Origin of the sequence: Streptomyces sp. NPDC046915 (genome assembly GCF_040644935.1) — a bacterium.
Lineage (GTDB): Bacteria > Actinomycetota > Actinomycetes > Streptomycetales > Streptomycetaceae > Streptomyces.
On record NZ_JBEYXB010000001.1, the window covers coordinates 440516 to 455673 of the forward strand.

General features: G+C 72.1%; 17 protein-coding genes. 7 read left to right on the plus strand and 10 right to left on the minus strand.

Features of this window, described 5'->3' with window-relative positions:
- Positions 1 to 4: 4 nt before the first annotated feature.
- On the minus strand, positions 5 to 937 hold the full coding sequence (locus ABZ915_RS01925; protein WP_361794169.1) for an SDR family oxidoreductase: 933 nt from the start codon (positions 935 to 937) through the stop codon (positions 5 to 7).
- Positions 938 to 1061: 124 nt separating this feature from the next.
- Here ABZ915_RS01925 and ABZ915_RS01930 point away from each other — a divergent pair, with 124 nt between their 5' ends.
- On the plus strand, positions 1062 to 1637 hold the full coding sequence (locus ABZ915_RS01930) for a helix-turn-helix domain-containing protein (protein WP_361794172.1): 576 nt from the start codon (positions 1062 to 1064) through the stop codon (positions 1635 to 1637).
- Here ABZ915_RS01930 and ABZ915_RS01935 read toward each other — a convergent pair.
- From ABZ915_RS01935 to ABZ915_RS01965, 7 genes are all read right to left on the minus strand, one after another.
- Positions 1622 to 3481, minus strand: coding sequence for an ABC transporter ATP-binding protein (locus tag ABZ915_RS01935; RefSeq protein ID WP_361794175.1), 1860 nt, complete (start codon positions 3479 to 3481; stop codon positions 1622 to 1624). The two genes, ABZ915_RS01930 and ABZ915_RS01935, sit on opposite strands and share 16 nt — an antisense overlap.
- Complete coding sequence (locus ABZ915_RS01940) at positions 3478 to 3915, minus strand: lasso peptide biosynthesis B2 protein (protein ID WP_361794178.1); 438 nt, start codon at positions 3913 to 3915, stop codon at positions 3478 to 3480. Before ABZ915_RS01940 ends, ABZ915_RS01935 begins: the two co-directional genes overlap by 4 nt.
- Positions 3912 to 4166: a lasso peptide biosynthesis PqqD family chaperone gene (locus tag ABZ915_RS01945; RefSeq protein WP_361794181.1), complete on the minus strand. Its 255-nt coding sequence runs from the start codon at positions 4164 to 4166 to the stop codon at positions 3912 to 3914. Before ABZ915_RS01945 ends, ABZ915_RS01940 begins: the two co-directional genes overlap by 4 nt.
- Positions 4167 to 4219: 53 nt before the next feature.
- On the minus strand, positions 4220 to 6070 hold the full coding sequence (locus ABZ915_RS01950; RefSeq protein ID WP_361794184.1) for a lasso peptide isopeptide bond-forming cyclase: 1851 nt from the start codon (positions 6068 to 6070) through the stop codon (positions 4220 to 4222).
- A 26-nt stretch (positions 6071 to 6096) separates the two neighbouring features.
- A complete protein-coding gene (locus ABZ915_RS01955) occupies positions 6097 to 6207 on the minus strand; it encodes a keywimysin-related RiPP (protein WP_107047813.1) in 111 nt (36 codons plus the stop codon).
- Between the two features lie 312 nt (positions 6208 to 6519).
- Positions 6520 to 6693 carry a hypothetical protein gene (locus ABZ915_RS01960; protein ID WP_361794187.1) on the minus strand — a complete coding sequence of 58 codons (174 nt, stop codon included), beginning with the start codon at positions 6691 to 6693 and terminating at the stop codon, positions 6520 to 6522.
- Between the two features lie 21 nt (positions 6694 to 6714).
- Complete coding sequence (locus ABZ915_RS01965) at positions 6715 to 6996, minus strand: hypothetical protein (protein ID WP_361794189.1); 282 nt, start codon at positions 6994 to 6996, stop codon at positions 6715 to 6717.
- Positions 6997 to 7099: 103 nt separating this feature from the next.
- Between ABZ915_RS01965 and ABZ915_RS01970 the strand changes: the two genes are divergently transcribed.
- Positions 7100 to 7855: an SDR family oxidoreductase gene (locus ABZ915_RS01970; protein ID WP_361794191.1), complete on the plus strand. Its 756-nt coding sequence runs from the start codon at positions 7100 to 7102 to the stop codon at positions 7853 to 7855.
- Between the two features lie 25 nt (positions 7856 to 7880).
- Here the strand turns inward: ABZ915_RS01970 and ABZ915_RS01975 are convergent, their stop codons facing one another.
- Complete coding sequence (locus tag ABZ915_RS01975) at positions 7881 to 8696, minus strand: IclR family transcriptional regulator (RefSeq protein WP_361794194.1); 816 nt, start codon at positions 8694 to 8696, stop codon at positions 7881 to 7883.
- A 316-nt stretch (positions 8697 to 9012) separates the two neighbouring features.
- Here ABZ915_RS01975 and ABZ915_RS01980 point away from each other — a divergent pair, with 316 nt between their 5' ends.
- The 5 genes from ABZ915_RS01980 (at position 9013) to ABZ915_RS02000 (ending at position 12863) form a co-directional block, all read left to right on the plus strand.
- On the plus strand, positions 9013 to 9375 hold the full coding sequence (locus ABZ915_RS01980; RefSeq protein WP_361794197.1) for a carboxymuconolactone decarboxylase family protein: 363 nt from the start codon (positions 9013 to 9015) through the stop codon (positions 9373 to 9375).
- Between the two features lie 81 nt (positions 9376 to 9456).
- Positions 9457 to 10329: a fumarylacetoacetate hydrolase family protein gene (locus ABZ915_RS01985; protein ID WP_361794200.1), complete on the plus strand. Its 873-nt coding sequence runs from the start codon at positions 9457 to 9459 to the stop codon at positions 10327 to 10329.
- Entirely contained in the window at positions 10326 to 11174 is an 849-nt protein-coding gene (locus ABZ915_RS01990; protein ID WP_361794203.1) for a fumarylacetoacetate hydrolase family protein, read from the plus strand. The genes ABZ915_RS01985 and ABZ915_RS01990 overlap by 4 nt, the downstream gene beginning before the upstream one ends.
- Positions 11175 to 11185: 11 nt before the next feature.
- The gene (locus ABZ915_RS01995) at positions 11186 to 11971 is read left to right on the plus strand and encodes an SDR family oxidoreductase (protein WP_361794206.1); all 786 of its coding nucleotides are present in this window, start codon (positions 11186 to 11188) and stop codon (positions 11969 to 11971) included.
- 103 nt (positions 11972 to 12074) lie between these two features.
- A complete protein-coding gene (locus ABZ915_RS02000) occupies positions 12075 to 12863 on the plus strand; it encodes a fumarylacetoacetate hydrolase family protein (RefSeq protein ID WP_361794209.1) in 789 nt (262 codons plus the stop codon).
- A 34-nt stretch (positions 12864 to 12897) separates the two neighbouring features.
- On the opposite strand, the gene helR is transcribed toward ABZ915_RS02000, so the two are convergent.
- Positions 12898 to 15069, minus strand: coding sequence for an RNA polymerase recycling motor ATPase HelR (gene helR, locus ABZ915_RS02005; protein WP_361794212.1), 2172 nt, complete (start codon positions 15067 to 15069; stop codon positions 12898 to 12900).
- Positions 15070 to 15158: the final 89 nt, after the last annotated feature.

Below are 15158 nucleotides of genomic sequence, written 5' to 3' on the forward strand. Positions count from 1 at the left end.
GAACCTACGCGGCGGGCTGGTCGAAGTAGTGGCCTTTGTCGAGGTCGTCGATGAGCCCGGGGCCCGTCGGCTGCCAGCCCAGCAGTGCGCGGGTCAGGACGCTGGAGGCCGGGCTGTCGAGGGAGATGAAGCCGCCGAGCCAGCCGAAGTGTTCGGCCGCGGCCTCCGGCGGGACGCTGGTCACGGGGACGTCGAGATGCCGCCCTATCACTTCCGCGACGGTGCGGATCGGCACCCCCTCGTCGGCCGTCGCGTGCAGCACCGATCCGGCCGGCGCCTTTTCGAGGGCGAGACGGAACAGGTGGGCCGCGTCGGACCGGTGCCCGGCGGGCCAGCGGTTGGTCCCGTCGCCGACGTGGCCGGAGACGCCCTTGGCGCGGGCGATGCCGATCAGCGCGGCCATGAAGCCGTGATCCCCGTCGCCGTGCACCGTCGGAGGGAGCCGGACGACGGACGAACGCACGTCACGGGAGGCCAGGGAGAGCGTCAGCTGGGCGGTGTCCAGCCGAGTCCGCGGACCGGCCCCGAGATGCCCGAGGGAAAGGCGGGGACCGGCGTCCTCTTCGGTGGCGACGCGCCCCGGAGTGAGCCCGAGTATCCCGGAGGCGAGGACGAACGGACGGCCGGAACCCGCGAGCGCCTCGCCGAATGTCTCGACGGCCCGGCGGTCCGCGTCGGCGGCGCCCTGGAAGTCCCCCGAGAAGGCGATGTCGTGCTTGAACGCCAGGTGGATCACGCCGTCGGACGCGGCAGCCGCGCTGCGCAGGACGTCGAGATCGTCCACGGTGCCGCGCCGCACCTCGGCCCCGGCCGCGGTGAGGGCGGCGGCCGAGGCGTCGGAGCGGGCCAGCCCGACGACCTGGTGCCCGGCGCCGATGAGTTCGGGAACCACGGCGGAGCCGATCCAGCCGGACGCGCCGGTGACGAATACGCGCATGAGAAGCCCTTCGGATAGGTCGACCGCCCTCGGCGCCGCGTACAGCCGCACCCACGATCGATGTCAGTGACTGCCATCGACCGTAGCACCGATGTCAGTCACTGTCATCGCGTAAGATCAGGACATGGGTCGATGGGAGCCGAACGCCCGCGGGCGACTCGAACAGGCCGCACTGGAGCTGTACGGCGAGCGCGGATACGAACAGACCACGGTGGCGGAGATCGCCAAGCGGGCCGGGCTCACCGAGCGAACCTTCTTCCGGCACTTCGCCGACAAGCGGGAGGTCCTGTTCGCGGGCGCCGCCTCGCTTCAGGAGCTCTTCGTGAGCACCGCCTCCGGTGCGCCCGCGTCCGCAGCGCCGATCGACGCGGTGGCCGCGGCTCTGGAGGCCGTGGCCGCCATGTTCCAGGAGCGCCGCGCGCACTCCCGGCAGCGCCATGCCGTCATCGTCGCGAACGCGGAACTCCAGGAGCGTGAGCTGATCAAACTCGCCTCACTGTCCACGGCACTCGCCGACACCCTGCGCGGACGCGGCGTCAAGGAGCCGGCGGCGAGCCTGACCGCGGAGGCCGGGGTCGCCGTCTTCAAAGTCGCGTTCGAGCGCTGGATCGACGCGGACGACGAGCGGGACCTCGGGCATCTCGTCCGGGACTCGCTCGACGAACTCAAAGCGGTGACGGCGGGTCACGTGCGGCCCTGAGCGGGGCGCAGCATCTGGCTCTCGGCCAGCTTCCGGTACAGGGGGCTGCCGGTCAGGAGATCCTCGTGGCGGCCGCTCGCCGTGGTGCGGCCCTCGTGGAGTACGACGATGTGGTCGGCGTGCTGCACGGTGGACAGACGGTGTGCGATGACCAGGAGGGCGCACTCCTGGGCGACGTCCTTCATCACGGTGGTGAGCGCCGATTCGTTGATGGCGTCGAGGTGGGAGGTGGGTTCGTCCAGCAGGAGGAGGGCGGGGCGGGCCAGCAACGCGCGGGCCAGGGCGACGCGTTGGCGTTCACCGCCGGAGAGGGTGCCGCCGCGTTCACCGATGACGGCGGCCAGGCCGCCGGGCAGCCGCTCGACGACCTCTTCGAGCCGCGCGAGTTCGACGACCCGCCGGATCTCCGCCTCCGTTGCGTCGGGCACGGCGTAGGTGATGTTCTCGCGCAGGGTGCCATGGACCACATGGGTGTTCTGGTCGACGACGGCGATGCGTTCCCGGCACGCGTCGCGGCCGAGTTCGCCGGCGGGTCGGCCGTCGAAGAACACGGTTCCCGCGTCCGGCTCGTAGAACCTGGCCACCAGGGCGAACACCGTGCTCTTGCCGGCTCCGGACCGGCCCACCAGGGCGACGTGCCGACGGTGGGCGACGGTGAAGGAGACACCCCGGAGCACCGGACGTGCCGGGTCGTAGCCGAAGTGGACGTCGTGCAGGGCGAGGACGGGCCGGTCGGGGGCGGGGCCGTCGTCAGGGGCGGGGCCGTCGTCGGGAGCGGACGGCCGGATCCGGTGCGGCGTTCGGGTGCGGCGTCCCGGGAGTCGGGGCGCCGTCTGCTCGACCGGCAGACGGAGGACCTGCTCGATGCGCTGATAGGCACCCATTCCGCGCTGGACCAGCCCCGCCGCGCGGAAGACGGAGGACAGCGGCAGGACGAGGTAGGAGGCGTACAGCAGGAAGGCGACGAGGTCGCCGAGGGAGCCCGCGTGACCGTTGACGCGCAGACCTCCGACAACCAGGACGATGAGGAACGAACCCTGGACGGCGAGTTCGACCGCCGGGCTCATGACGGAGGCGAGCTTCGCGGTGCGCACCCCGGCGTCGTAGGCCGCGTCGACGCGTGCGCCGATGGTGGCCGCCTCGCGCTCCTCGGCGCGGTGCACGCGGACCATCGGCAGGGCGCCGAGGGCCCGTTCCAGGTCGGCGGCGAGGGCACCGACCGAGCCCTGCATGTGTTCGGAGGCGCGTCGGATCCCGGTGAGCAGCGAGGCGACGATCACGGCGGCCACGGCCACGGTAACGGTCACCAGAAGCAGCAGCAGGGGGTCGAGCCACACCATGAGGACGACGGCCCCGGCGGCGGCGAGGCTGCCGGTCACCAGGTCGACGAGGGCCTGGGAGACGACCTCGCGCAGCAGGGTGGTGTCGGTGGCCACCCGGGAGATCAGGTCGCCGTTGCGGTGGCGGTCGTACTCCCTCATCTCCAGTCGGAGCAGGCGTGCGACCAGGCCGTGGCGGAGTTGCCGTACGACGCCTTCGCCCATGCGTTCCAGGAGGAACCGGCCGATGGCTCCCGTGGCCGCCTCGGTGACGAACAGGACGCCGAGCAGGGCCGTCAGCGACCAGATGGTCTGTGCGCGACCACCGGCGTCGACGACGTGCTTGGCGACGAGCGGCTGGGCCAGTCCGAGGGCGGAGCCGACGAGGGTCAGGACGGTGGCGACGGCGATGGCGGGCCGGTGCCCGGAGGTGAGCCGGTACATGGTGGCCACCGCCGTCCAGGTCGATCTGTCGGCGTCGGCGACCCCGGCACGCCCCCCGCGCGGCACCGTCGTGCCGGTCATCGGTCCCCGGGCCGTGGGAGCGGGGCGACGGCCATCAGGCGGGCGAAGTATCCGTCCGGTACGCCCTCGCCGACGGGACGGCCGTCCGCCTCGATCCAGGCGTGGGCGGTGAAGGGCGGCACGACGCGTACCCCGGTGCACCAGGTCGGCCACGTTCCGCCGAGCCGGCACAGCAGTGCCGCTCCGAGGGAGCGCGGCAGGCAGCCCTTCGGTCCGGCGCAGCGCAGACTGGCGGCGCACATGGCGTCACGCGCGTCCTGCGCCTGTGCGGTGGTGGCGGGGGCCGCCCCGCGGCGCAGGAGGCCGAGTACGGCGCGGATGCGGCGGGGCGGCAGGAGGGCGAGGGCGACCGCGGGCAGGAGGACGAGCCGGGCGGCCACGCGTCGGGTCGCGGGCACCCCGGTGGGGCGTTCCAGCGCGCTCGGCGTCGTCATGAGGCCAGCTCCGCGTCACGCAGCTGCCGTACGAGCGTCTCGACGTCCTCCAGGGCCTGTGCCCGGTCGATGTCGAACTCCCGGACCAGGGCGGCGGCCGCGTCGGTTTCCTCGCCGCCGTCGAGCAGGGTGCGGACCACGAGGGTGGCGGTCGGGTTCAACTCCCAGTAGATGCCGGCCTTTTCGTCCAGCAACACTGTGCCGTAGCCGGTTTCGGCGGTGGTGATGTCGGCACCGAACCGCAAGGGCATGGGTGGCCGCCTTTCTGAGGTCGTCGATGACTTCCGGGTCGGTCGGGGCCGGTTCAGAGGTGGGGGGACGTGCGGGCGCCGCGGGAGAGGCCCCGGAGCCACACCTCGGCGGCGATGGTGGAGTAGAGGATGGCGTCGGACAGTCCCCGGGACGCGGGGCGCTGGGCGAGACGGCGCAGGGCTGTCGCGTCCACCAGGCCGAGGTCGGCCAGCCGGGAGTCCTCCCACAGGGCCAGCAGGTCGGCACGGTGTTCCCGCAGTCCGTCGGCCGCGTCCATGGAGGCCGTGGCCTTGTTGGTCCGACGCAGGCAGGCCTCGGGCACGATCCCGCGCATGGCGGCGGTCAGCACCGGCTTGTACTGCCAGGGCGTGACGCGCTCGCTGGGGCGTACGGCGAGGCACGCCTCGATGACGCGGTCGTCGAGGAAGGGAGAGGCCATCGGCAGGCCTGCGCGGGCTGCCATCCGGTCCCACTGGCGGATGACGCGCGTGCAGGAGCGGATCTGCTCGAGGTCGGTGTGCAGGCCGCGGTCCGGGTGCAGCGGTGCGGCCGTCGCCGCCGCGTCGAGCAGGGCCCTGCGGGCCATCCGCTCGGCATCGGGGGTGACCCAGTCGAACAGGCGCGGCGCCATCCCCCAGCCGAGGCCGGTGGCGACGGACGGGGGCGACGGGTCCCGTAGGTGGTCGGCGGCGGCGGCGAGCCACCTGCCGTAGGGCCGTGAGTCGGCGAGCGCCCGGACCGTGCCGGCCGGCGGCCACTGCCACAGCGCCCGGAATCCGCGCAGCCGGCGCAGGGCGAACAAGGGGCGGGTGCGCAGCAGTCGGTGGTAGTAGGCCTCGGAGCACCAGGCCACGTGGTCGCCGCCGATTCCGGTGAGGTGCAGCCGGCTGCCGCGGGCGGTGAGGCCGGGCAGGTGGTGCAGGACCCGAGAGCGGTCCATGACGCCGATGGTGGGCTCGTCCAGGAGGTCGTCGATGCCGAGCAGGTCGTCGTAGACCAGCGGGGAGGCGTCGGCGTCCCAGATCACGTGCTCGACGTCCGGCAGGTGTGCCGCGGCCTGCTCCGCCCAGTGGAGGTCGGTGTCCGCGGGATCCCGTCCCGGCCAGGTGCTGGCCACCAGACGGGCGGGAGACCGCTCGGCCAGGAAGCAGACGGAGGTGGAGTCCAGGCCGCCGGACAGGTCGCAGCTGACCACGCCCCCCTGGCGGGTACGCGCGCCGACGGCTTCCCGCAGCGCCGTGCGGATCCGGGGTGCCGCCTCGGCGAGGGGCGTGACCGGTTCCGGCGGGGTCCACCAGCGGGTGTGGCGGACGGTGCGCCCGTCCGCGGCGACGATCACGGCGTCCTGCGGGGGTACGGCGGTGACCGCCCGCCACAGGGATGTCTCGAACAGGGGGTAGGGGGCGGGCCACAGCAGGCGCACGGCCAGTTCCTCGACGTCGGGGTCGAGGCGCAGTGCGGCGGCGAGCGTGTCGGCGCGGCTGGCGGCCACGCGTGAACCCTCGATCTCGGCGTGGAAGACCAGGCGCAGGCCGGAGGCGCTGCCCTGGACCCTGACGCGGCCGTCGAGGGTCGCGACCAGGTGGAAACTGCCGGGCAGTCTGCGGGCCAGGGCGTCGAGTTCCGCGAGGTCGCGCAGGCGTGCGGTCCGGCGGCGCAGTTCGTCGGCGTCGACGGGGCAGCAGCCGATGACGGCGATGGCGGCGCTGCCGGCGCTCGCGGTGACGATCTCGTCGTCGTGCCAGTCGCCGACCAGCCAGGGCCGGCCCGACGGGTGGGTGAGGGTTCGGCTGGAGGGGCGGGTGAAGGAGCGGGCCACGGCGGCCGCGCCCGCGAGGTCGGTGAAGACCGCGAAATGCGCGTCGCCGGGGCCCGTCCCCGCACTTTCGTGCGCTTCAGTCATGACGTCGGGTCAAGGACCGTCGCTCGTCAGTTCTTGCTGAGGATCAGCCGGTCGTTGCCGGAGCGCTGAAGGAGTCCCGTCTCCTTCCGGAACGTACCGAGCCGGACGAGCGTCGGTGCCTCGTAAGCCTTCTTCATGACGTCTCCTCACGTGATCTTCTTTTCGCCCACCGCCTCTGGCCGACGGGCGATGGGCACGGCATCCAGCTACGCCCAAGGGGCGAGATCACGACAAGGCCACCCATGAAAGTCGGACGATATGCGAAAACTCTCCCTTTGTGATTTTTTTACCCTCTTCACTCTTCGCCGCCGGCGAGGGTGAGGTACGGCGGCAGACAGTGATCGCGCGCGAAGGAACGTCACGCCGCACGCGGGATGCGTGAGGGAGCCGCCGGGGCGCGCTCGACGCCGCCGGGCGTGCTCCCGTCCGGCTCCTCGGCCGCCCGGCCGTCACGAGGTCCTGATGTCGTCCCGTTCCCCCTCCGCCTGGGACGGTTCGGTCCTCGGGACATCCGGGTGCTGCTCCATGGCCGCTCGTTCGGCCGGTTCGTCGCGCTCGCCCTCGGCCTGTGAGGGGGTGTGAGAGTACAGCCAGGAGTCGTAGTCCGAGTCTCCGGTCTTCATGGCGGGCCTCCCTGTATCCGGTCAGGTCTCGATCACGGCATCGCATTCGGGGCACACCACGGACGCGTACTGCGGGGAGTACCAGGGCGCTCCGGGGTGCTCGGCGGGCCTCCAGGAAGCCGTCCGCATGGCGAAGGTGTCCTTGCCGCAGAGGGTCCGAGGCCCTGTAGCGGAGGACGTCCCCGGCGCGGAGGGCGCCGCGTGCACCCTGCGCACGGGCCGCTGCTCACCGCCCTGCGTTCCCGATGAGGAGCGCGCGGTCATCGGCTTGTCGAGCTCGTACACGACGACGATCCCGCCCATGTCTCCATGGTAGGCGGGCCCCATGGACACCGCCGTGGCACCGGGCCATGGTCTCGGTGATTCTTGAAAGCGACTTTTGCCCAGCGAAAGCAGAGGTGCTGCCGTGGGTTGGCTGGGACTGGAAGGCAGGCGGGCGCTCGTCATGGGGGCGGGAGGGCTGGGGGCCGCCTGTACCCGGGCCCTGGCGGACGCCGGGGCCCGGTCGGCCGTGGTGGACGTGGCCGAGGCGAGGCTGAAGTCGCTGCGGGACGATCCGGCGCTCGCGGACGCCGGTGTGCGGGTGTTCCCGGCCGATGTGACGACCTCCGAGGCGTGCGAGGAGGCCATCGCGGCGGCGGCCGGCGAGCTGGGCGGGCTGGACGTGCTGGTGCACGCGGTCGGCACGAACGACCGCCGCCCGGTGGTGGCCACCCCCGACGAGGTGTGGGACCGGATCGTCACCCTGAACCTGTCGAGCGCGTTCTGGGCCGGGCGGGCCGCGGGCCGCCTGATGCGTGCGGCCGGGCGGGGCAGCATGGTGTTCTTCTCGTCGGTCTCCTCCCGGCTCGCGCACAAGCACCACGCCCCCTACGCGGCGACCAAGGGCGGGCTGGACCAGCTGGTGAAGGTGATGGCCCGGGAGTGGGCAGCGGACGGCGTGACCGTCAACGCGGTCGCCCCGGGCTATACGGAGACCGAGCTGACCAGGTCGTACCTGGACAAGCCGGGGATGCGCGAGGAGATGGCCGGTCTGGTGCCGGCCGGGCGCCTGGGCACGCCGGACGACGTCGTCGGCGCGGTGCTCTTCCTCGCCTCACAGCGGGCGGCGTTCGTCACCGGGCAGGTGCTGTACGTGGACGGCGGCCGCACCCTCGTATGACCGTACCCGGCTCCCGTGACCGCGCTCAGCTCCCGCCGAGCAGCCGGGTGATCTCCTGGCAGGCGTCCAGCAGCGGTGGGCGCAGCTCGTCGAGCAGGCGGGTGACGGGAAACTCCATCGCGGGTACGGCCACGTTGACGCCGGCCACCACCGCCCCGGACGCGTCACGGACGGGACCGGCGACCGAACGCAGCCCGTACGCGAGCTCCTCGTCCTGTACGGCCCAGCCCTGCTCGCGGATCCCGGCCAGGGCCGGCCGCAGCCCGGTGAGCGACCGGACCGCGTTGGGGCCGGTGGTCCCCGTGAAGGACGCCTCCGTCAGGCGCCGCCCCAGCTCCGTGTCGTCCAGACCGGCCAGCAGCACCTTGCCGATGGATGTGGCGACCGCCGGAAGCCGGGAGCCGACCTGGATGTTGGCGGTCACGAGGTCGTTGTTGCGCAGCCGGATCAGATACAGCACACGGTCGTCGGAGAGGGTGCCGAGGTTGACCGTCTGACCGGTCGCCGCGGCGAGCCGGCGCAGCGGACCGTCGGCGAGCTCCACCAGGTCCATGCCGCGCAGCGCCGAGAAGCCGAGGGTGAGGACCTTCGGGGCCGGGTGGTAGGCGCCGTCCGGCAGTTGCTCGAGGAAGCCCTCGGTGACCAGGGTGGCGGCCATCCGGAAGGCGGTCGGCAGCGGTACGCCGGTCTCGGCTGCCATGTCGGTGAGCTTCATCGACGGGCGCTGCTCGGAGAACAGCCCGAGCAGCCTGAGCCCTTTGGCCAGCGCCTCGACGTGGTAGCTGCGCTTCGCCGCGGAGCCCTCCGGGGGCGGCGAGGTCGGTTCGTCACGCGGCGGCACTCGGGGCTCGCTTTCTGCACGGGCGTGCGTCCGGAACAGGGAACTTTCATTGTACGGAAGTCGATATCACGCAAGAGGGCTCGTGCGCGACACGCGCGACAAGGAGGTCCCATGGGAGCGCGACCGGCCGGGCTGCTGCCCGGAGAACTGGACGAGAAACAGGCGGAGGTCTACCGGGCCATCACCGGCGGCCCGCGCGCGGCCGTGCCGCAGGCGTTCGCGCTGACCGACGGGGAGGGGCGGCTGCGCGGCCCGTTCAACGCCATGCTGCTGAGCCCGCCGGTGGGACTCGCGGTCCAAGGCCCTCGGCGCGGCCGTGCGCTACGGGTCCGTCCTCGGCGACCGCGCCCGGGAGTTGGCGATCCTGGCCGTGGCCGCCCACTGGGGCAGCGCCTTCGAACGCGAGGCGCACGAGGCGGTGGGCCGGATCGCCGGCCTGACCGGGCCGGAGATGTCCGCGCTGCGCTCCGGCACGATGCCCGAACTCACCGATCCCGCCGAGCGGGCCGCCGTACGGGCGACCGCCGCGCCGCTGCGGAACCGCGCGCTCAGCGACGAGGAGTACGCCGACGCCGTGTCCGCGGTGGGCGAGCGCGGCCTGTTCGAGCTGACGACGCTGGTCGGCCACTACACCACGCCGGCCCTGCAGCTTCGCGTTTTCGCAGGTGAGGGCCCTTGACAGGCCACTGGGGCCGATCAATACTCAATGTCGGTTCGCACAGTGAATGCTACTTTCACTCTATGAAAGAAGGCAGGAACCGTGAAGCTGATCACCTTCGACGACGGGCGGGTCGGCAGGCTGGAACCGGAGGAGCGGCTGGTGCTGCCCCTGGAGGTGAGAAGCACCCGGGAGTACTTCGAACGCGACGGCAAGGTCGCGGAGACCGGTGAGCGGCTCGCGCTGGACGACGTGAGGCTGCGCGCGCCGATCGTGCCGAAGAAGTTCTTCCACACCTCCGGCAACTTCCGCGAGCACGAGGACGAGTCGAAGAACGTCGACTGGTCCCACCCCATGCACAAGGGCATCGTCTTCTTCCAGAACGTCGACGCGATCGTCGGCCCCGAAGAGCCCGTGATCTATCCCGAACACCTCACCAGTGAGCTGGACCACGAGCTGGAGATCGCCGTCGTCGTCGGCAGGCCCGGCAAGTTCTTCGGCGTGGACGACGCCCCGGACCACATCGCCGGCTACGTCGTCTTCAACGACATCACCGCCCGCGACATCCAGCGCCGTGAGATGGAGCCCGGGGTCTTCTCCTTCTGCAAGGCCATCGACACCTTCTGCCCGCTGGGCCCGTACATCGTCACGGCCGACGAGATCCCCGACCCGCAGAACCTCGACATGGAACTGCGGGTCAACGGCCGGGTCCGGCAGAAGTCCAACACCAGCCGGATGTCGGTCTCCATCCCGCACCTGGTCGCCTACCACTCCCCGCAGGGCTACAGCGCCGGCGACCTGCTCACCACCGGCACCGTCCAGGGCGTGGCCGGCTTCAGCGGCGACCCGGAGATGTACCTCAGGCCGGGCGACGTCATCGAGGCCGAGGTCGAGCGTCTCGGCATCCTGCGCACCCCGGTCATCGGCTGGCAGGAAGGGCACGGAACCCCCGTACCGCAGAAGGTGGACTGGTGAGGTTCGGCGTACGGGACGGCCGGGCCGTCGTCGCGCGCGGCGACCGGGCCGCCGACGTGGCCTCCGTCTCCGGCGGGGAGCTGCCCGCCGATCCGATGGCTCTGCTGGAGGACTGGGCCCGGCTGCGCGACTGGGCGGCCGGTCTGGCCGAGGAGGCGTACGACCTCCCCGTCGATCCCACCGCGCTCGGTGCTCCGGTGCCGCGCCCCCGGCAGGTGTTCGCCGTCGCCCTCAACTACCCGCCGCACGCGGCGGAAGCCGGTCACACCCCGCCCGACGAGCCGCTCGTCTTCACCAAGTTCCCGTCCTGCGTCACCGGCCCGCACACCACCGTCGCCCTCCCCGAGGGCAAGGTGGACTGGGAGGTCGAGCTCGTCGCGGTGATCGGACGGGAGACGTACCGGGTGGGCGAGGACCGCGCCTGGGACGCCGTGGCCGGGCTGACCGTGGGCCAGGACCTCTCCGAGCGCACCAGCCAACTCCGCGGCCGGCCGGCCCAGTTCAGCCTCGGCAAGTCCTTCCCCGGCTTCGGCCCACCGGCCCCCTCCTGGTCACCCCCGACGAGTTCGACGACCCCGACGACCTGGCGGTCACCGGCCTTGCTGAACGGCGAGGTCGTCCAGCACGACCGCACCAAGTCCGTGATCTTCCCGGTGCCGGATCTCGTCGCCCGCCTGTCCGCCGTACTGCCCCTGTTCCCGGGGGATCTGATCTTCACCGGTACCCCGGCCGGCGTCGGGAACCGGATGAACCCGCCGGGCTACCTCACCGCCGACGACGAACTCGTCAGCCGTGTCGAGGGCATCGGCGAGATCCGCCAGTACTTCACCGCCGTACACCCCTGAAGGGACGTTCCATGGCAGAGCAGAGCATCCCGCGCCGCTTCGAAGGCCGCACCGTGCTGGTCACCGGCGCCGGTAACGGCTACGGCGCCGAGATCGCCGTCCGCGCCGCCCAGGAGGGTGCCCGGGTCGCCGTCCACTACCGCAGCTCCGCCGCCGGGGCCGAGAAGACCGTCGCCCGCGTCGAGGACGCGGGCGGCGAGGCGTTCACCGTGCGGGCCGACATCTCCCGGCACCAGGACGTCGTCCGCATGGCCGAGGAGGTCTTCGGCCACTTCGGCGGACTGGACGTCCTGGTCAACAACGTCGGTGACGTGGCGGGCGACCAGATGTCCTGGCGGGACCTCACCGAGGAGTCCATCGACCACGTACTCGCCGTGGACGTCAAGGGAACCATGCTGTGCGTCCACGAGTTCGGCTCCCGGATGCTGGAGCAGGGCCACGGCGCCATCGTCAACATCGGCTCCACCGTCATCGTGCGCGGCAGCGCACGGGCTCCGCAGTACGCCGCCGCCAAGTACGGCATCCTCGGCATCACCAAGTCCTACGCCCAGGCGTTCGCGCCCGTCGTACGCGTCAACACCTTCGCGCCGGGCTTCATCGAGACCGAGACGCTGCTGAACCGGGCGGACTGGAAGTCCGGCCGCCGCGAGGACATGATCGCCAAGACTCCGATGGGCCGTGTCCCCGGCCCGGCCGAACTCGCCGGCACCGCGCTCTTCCTCGCCAGCGACGACGCCTCCCACATGACCGGCGTGTACCTCAACGCCGACGGCGGCTTCAACATGATCGGCGCCTGAGAGGGCGATCCCAGCGCCGTGGCCGAGAACGGCGCCGCGCTGAGCCCAGGCCCTATGTAGGGTCTACCGCTATCGGAGCATCCGCCACGGGGAGGAGCGCGGAATGTCCCTGACCGTCCGGCAGCGCGCGGAGGCCGCCAGGCTGCTGCGGCAGGCCGAACACCACAGGGCGCCGATCGATCCGCTGTCGGCGCTGCTGCCCGGCCTGGACCTGGCCGACGCCTACGCCGTCCAGCGGGACAACATCGCCCGGCGTCTCGCCGACGGGGCGACGGTCATCGGCCACAAGGTCGGGCTGACCTCCGCCGCGACACAGCGGCTCCTCGGCGTCGACCAGCCCGACTTCGGACACCTGATGGACGACATGGTCCACCGCGACGGCGCCCCGGTCACCGCGGCCCGCTACTGCGCCCCGCGCATCGAACCGGAGATCTGCTTCCGCCTCGCCGCGCCGCTGCGCGGTCCCGGTGTCACCGTCGAGGACGTGCTCGAGGCGACTCATGCGATCGCACCCGCGCTGGAGATCGTCGACAGCCGGATCCACGACTGGAAGATCACGCTCGTCGACACCGTCGCCGACAACGCCAGCTCCGCCGGCCTGGTCTGCGGCCCCTGGACGCCCCTGGCCGAGGCGCCCGACCTCGCCTCCGTCCTCGTCGACCTGGTCGTCGACGGCGAGCTCGTCGCCACAGGCAGCGGCAAGGCGGTCCTGGGCCACCCGGCCGCCGCCGTCGCCTGGCTGGCCAACGCCCTCGCCGGCTTCGGCACCGCGCTGGAGCCCGGACACGTCGTGCTGCCGGGCACCATGACCACCGCCCCCTTCGTCGGCGCCGGCCGGCGGATCGAGGCGCGCTTCAGCGGCCTCGGCCCGGTGTCGGTGACCTTCGCCTGACGCGCCGGCCGACGTCAGGTGCTCGTGAGGATCGTCAGGTGCTCGTGAGGATGACGAGTCGCTGGGTCGCCCGGGTCATCGCGACATAGCGGTCGACGGCTCCTTCGACGCCCTCGCCGAACTCCTCCGGGTCGACGAGGACGACCAGGTCGAACTCGAGCCCCTTCGACAGCTCCGGGGCCAGCGACCGGACGCGGGACGTCGCCCGGAACGTGGGATCGCCGATGACGCAGGCGATCCCCTCGGCGTGTTCGGCGAGCCAGGTGCCGAGGACGGAGTCCAGGTCCGCGACGGATCCGTGCGCGACGGGGATGCCGTTGCCACGGATGGAGACCGGCACGTTGGCGTCCGGGAGCGCGGCCCGGATGACCGGCTCGGCCTCGACCATGACCTCTTCCGGTGTGCGGTAGTTGATGCTCAGGGAGGCCAGGGCGATCCGGTCGATCCCGACCCGCGCGAGCCGTTCCTGCCACGACTCCGTGAATCCGTGCCTGGCCTGGGCACGGTCCCCGACGATGGTGAAGCTCCGGGACGGGCAGCGCAGGAGCAGCATCTGCCACTCCGCGTCGGTCAGTTCCTGGGCCTCGTCGACGACGATGTGCGCGAACGGGCCGGCGAGCAGGTCCGGGTCGAGGGTGGGCAGTTCGGACTCGTCGATCAGGCTGACCTGGGCGTCCTGGCCGCGCAGCATCGTCACCAGGCCTTCGCCGTCGTCGCCGTCGGCGCCGGAGTCGGCCGCGGCCCCGATCAGGTTGTCGACGACCTGGGCCATGCGCTCGCGCTGGGCGGCGAGGACGGCCTCGTGCCGGTGCTTACGTCGCGCCGCCTCCGGGTCGCCGAGCCGCTGCCGGGCCGCGTCCAGGAGAGGCAGGTCCGACACCGTCCAGGCCTGGGCGTCCGCGCGCTGGAGCCTGCGCACGTCGTCGCGGCCGAGCCAGGGAGCGCACTTCCGCAGATAGGCGGGCACCGACCACAGGTCTGAGACCAGATCGGTCGCTTCGAGCAGCGGCCACGCCCTGCCCAGGGCGTCGACCAGCTCCTTGTCGTGCTGAAGCGACCTGCGGAACCGCTCGCGCGGGACGTCGTCGCCGTCGTACTTGTCCAGCAGGATGGTGACCAGCTCCTCCCAGATCTGGTCGCGTGCCTCGTTGTGCGGTGTGCTCGGCCCGGGTGCCTGGAACGCCTCGGCCCAGTCGTCGGCGCTCAGCCGGAGGTCGGCCCAGTCCGTGGTGACCGTCATCCCCTCGGCGGGTGGCTCCTCGTAGAACTCGACGGCCGTCTCGATCGCCCTGACCATGTCCGCGGACGACTTCAGGCGGGCCACCTCAGGGTCGGCCTCGATCGTCGCTTCGGCTCCCTCGTCGACCAGGTCCCGCAGGACGCAGGTCTGCACGCCCTCCTCACCGAGGCTGGGCAGGACGTCGGAGACGTAGTTCAGGTAGGGCCGGTGCGGACCGACGAACAGGACGCCGCCCCGGCGGTGCCCGAGGCGGGGGTCGGAGTACAGGAGGTGGGCGGTGCGGTGCAGGGCGACGACGGTCTTCCCGGTACCCGGGCCACCGTCGACGACGAGGGCGCCACGGGATCCCGCGCGGATGATGGCGTCCTGGTCGGCCTGGATGGTGGCGAGCACGTCACGCATCCGGGCCGACCGGTTGGTGCCCAGACTGGCGATGAAGGCGGACTGGTCGTCGAGCGCGGCATGCCCTTCGAGCCCGTCGGCGGTGAACACCTCGTCCCAGTAGTCGCTGATCCGGCCACCCGTCCAGCGGTACCTGCGGCGGCTCTTCAGACCCATCGGGTCGGCGTGGGTCGCCGCGAAGAACGGCTCGGCCGCGGGCGACCGCCAGTCGAGCAGCAGCCGGCGGCCCTCGCTGTCGGTGAGGCCGAGCCGTCCGATGTGGACGGGCTCGGGGTCGCCCGCGGCGACCATGTGCCCGAGGCACAGGTCCAGGCCGAAGCGGCGCAGGGTACGCAGGCGTCCGGTCAGCCGGTGGACCTCGATGTCCCGGTCCATCGCGGCCCGGCCCGTTCCGCCCGGTGCCTTGAGCTCGGCGTCCAGGCGGTCGGACAGTTCGGCGACCGACTGCCGGAGGCACTCCGCGATGGCAGTGAAGTGCCGCTCGTCGTCGGCGATGAGCGTCGGGTCTGCTTTCGCGGAGAGGCGCTCGGGCAGGTCGAACGCGCTCGTGGTCAGGGGGTTCACTGCATCAGCTCCGATGTGGGGGCCGCTCGCGCCCATGGCGCACGGCGAGGCGTCCGGACCGCTGTGCCCGCGGGTCCGGGTCGGCGGAT